This window comes from Saccharomonospora halophila 8 (assembly GCF_000383775.1).
Lineage (GTDB): Bacteria > Actinomycetota > Actinomycetes > Mycobacteriales > Pseudonocardiaceae > Saccharomonospora > Saccharomonospora halophila.
Genome location: NZ_KB912488.1, coordinates 131,789 through 134,564, shown reverse-complemented (window position 1 = coordinate 134,564; position 2,776 = coordinate 131,789). Strand labels below are relative to the sequence as shown.

Sequence of the window (2,776 nt, the reverse complement as noted above, 5' to 3'; positions counted from 1 at the left end):
GCGGCACGCCCGCGAGTCGCCGCTCCCGGACCGTGAGAGGACGTTCCGGACCCGCGAGTCGCCGCTGCCGGAACGGGGTCGTCGCCGACACGCCGTCGGCCGCACCCGTCGCCGCCCGCGCCCGGAGTCCACGGCGTGTCCTGCGTCTCTTCCGCCCGGACGCGACCCACCGGCCGACTTCACGCGAGTCGTATTCCCTACGCTGAGGCGCGTGGATGCGGTGACCGAGTTCGCGATGTCCGGGCCGATCCTGCTCGCGGCCGGACTCGCCCTGCTGGCGGGGCTGATCTCGTTCGCCTCGCCCTGCGTGGTGCCGCTCGTGCCCGGGTACCTGGCCTACCTGTCCGCCCTGGTCGGGTCGGACGCCCCCGCCGTGCGGCCCGGGGAGGAGCGGAAGCGGGGCCGCCGGGCCGTCGTGGGCGCGGCCGGGTTGTTCGTGGCCGGGTTCACGGTGGTGTTCACCCTCAGCGTCGGCAGTCTCGTCTGGGTCGCCGACGCGCTCTGGGCCAACCAGGAACTGCTGCAGCGCCTCGGCGGAGTGGTGATCATCGCGATGGGGCTGGTCTTCCTCGGCCTGTTCCCCGGGTTGCAGCGGGACACCCGTCCGCAGCATGTGCCCCGGACGGGTGTGTGGGGCGCCCCGGTGCTGGGTGCGGTGTTCGGCCTCGGCTGGACCCCGTGCATCGGGCCGACGCTGTCCGGCGTCCTCATGATCGCGAGCGCGAGCGGGGACGCCGCGGCCCGTGGCTTTCTGCTCGTGCTGGTGTACTGCCTCGGCCTCGGCCTGCCGTTCGTGTTCCTCGCCGCCGGGGCGCGGTGGGCCGTGCGCGCCACCGACTGGCTGCGCCGCAACGGCCGGACGGTGCAGCTCGTCGGGGGCGCGATGCTCATCGGCGTCGGGGTGCTGCTGGTGACCGGACTGTGGATGGAGCTGGTGGGCTGGATGCGGGACGCGTTCATCACGGACACGGAGCTGCCGCTGTGACCGACACCGCGACGTCGACGTCCCCGGCCGACGCCCCGCGCCCGGCCCCCACCCGGTGGCAGCGGGCGCGCGCGTTCGTCCGCAACACCTGGCGCGGTCTGCGGTCCATGCGCACCGCCCTGGTGCTGCTGTTCCTGCTCGCCCTGGCCGCGCTGCCGGGGGCGCTGCTGCCGCAGCGCGAGTTGAACGCGGCCGAGACGGCCGACTACATCGCCGAGCACGGCTGGTGGGGCCGACTGCTCGACCGGTTGCAGTTCTTCGACGTGTACTCCAGCGTCTGGTTCTCGGCGATCTACCTGCTGCTGATGGTGTCGCTGGTCGGCTGCCTGCTGCCGCGCAGCCTCGAATACCTGCGCGCGATGCGGGCCGGGCCGGTGCTCACCCCGACGAATCTCGGGCGGTTGCCGCACCACGTGCGGGCCGAGTCGGATGCCACGCCCGGAGAGGTCGTGGCCTCGGCCAGGAAACGCCTGCGCGGTTGGCGGCTGGTCGAGCGCGCGGAGCCGGACGGCGTGCGCACGATCAGCGCCGAGAAGGGGTATCTGCGCGAGACCGGCAACCTGGTGTTCCACTTCGGGATGCTCGGCCTCATCGTGGCCTTCGGCCTCGGCGCGATGTACTCGTACGAGGGCCAGGTGATCGTGCACGCCGACGGCCAGGAGTTCTGCAACTCCGGCGCGCTCGCCTACGACTCGTTCGACCCCGGGCTGCGGGTGGACGGCACCGAGCTCAACCGGTTCTGCATCCGGGTGAACGACTTCGAGGCCACCTACACCGACGCGGGCCAGCCCGTGTCCTACGAGGCCGACCTCGACCACCAGGCGGGCGAGGACCTCGAATCGGGGACGTGGCGGCCGTACCACCTGGAGGTCAACGAACCGCTGCGAATCGCGGGGGATCGGGTCTACCTCCTCGGGCACGGGTACGCGCCCACGTTCACGGTGACCTATCCGGACGGCGACGTCCGGACGAAGACGATCCAGTGGCGCCCGACCGACCAGACGACGCTGCTGTCCGAGGGTGCGACGAAGTTCGACCCGCCCGGGGTCACCGACCCCGCGAAGCGCCGGGAGAACCAGCTGGCGATCACCGGCCTGTTCGCCCCGACCGCGGCGTTCCGCGGCGACATCCTGAGCTCGTCCTTCCCCGAGCTGACCGACCCCGCGGTGGCCGTGGACGTGCTGCGCGGGGAACTCGGCGTCGAGACCGGGCGTTCCGTGTCGATCTTCGAGGTCGACCGGTCCCTCGTGGACAGCGGCAGGCTCGAACGGGTGGCCCGGGAGAACCTGCGGGTCGGGGAGGAGATCACCCTCGACGACGGCACCACGATCAGCTTCGACGGTGTGGGGCGGTGGGTGTCGTTGCAGACCTCGCACGACCCCACCCAGGGCTGGGTGCTCGGCTTCGCGATCGCGATGTTCCTCGGCCTGGGCGCCTCGCTGGCGATCAAACGCCGCCGGTTCTGGATGCGGATCACACCCGCACGCGACGACGATGATCTCCGACGTACAGTAGTAGAAATGGGCGGACTGGCCAGGACCGATCAGGCCGGGTACGGCGAGGAGTTCACCGCGATCACCGGTGACCTGTTGCATCGTGGACTCGAGGACGGGAAGGCACGCTGATGCCGGTCAACGAGACGTTGTCGCAGTACAGCGACTGGTCCTACGCCACGGCCGTCGTGGTGTACCTGTTGGCGATGGTGTTCGTCCTCGTCGAGCAGTCCGCCGGGCGGCGTCGCCGGACGCCCGCCGCGGCGGGCCGGGACGCGAGGTTCGCGGACGGCGGGTC

At 71.6% G+C, this 2,776-nt stretch carries 2 protein-coding genes and 1 pseudogene; all 3 read left to right on the top strand.

Features of this window, described 5'->3' with window-relative positions; all coding sequences use genetic code 11:
- Positions 1 to 211 precede the first annotated feature (211 nt).
- Entirely contained in the window at positions 212 to 985 is a 774-nt protein-coding gene (locus SACHA_RS0103410; protein WP_019807211.1) for a cytochrome c biogenesis CcdA family protein, read from the top strand.
- Positions 982 to 2,610, top strand: coding sequence for a cytochrome c biogenesis protein ResB (gene resB / locus SACHA_RS0103405; protein ID WP_019807210.1), 1,629 nt, complete (start codon positions 982 to 984; stop codon positions 2,608 to 2,610). The genes SACHA_RS0103410 and resB overlap by 4 nt, the downstream gene beginning before the upstream one ends.
- Positions 2,610 to 2,776 (top strand): annotated as a pseudogene (locus tag SACHA_RS24280) (c-type cytochrome biogenesis protein CcsB); the annotation flags it as partial. The gene resB and the pseudogene SACHA_RS24280, both read left to right, overlap by 1 nt.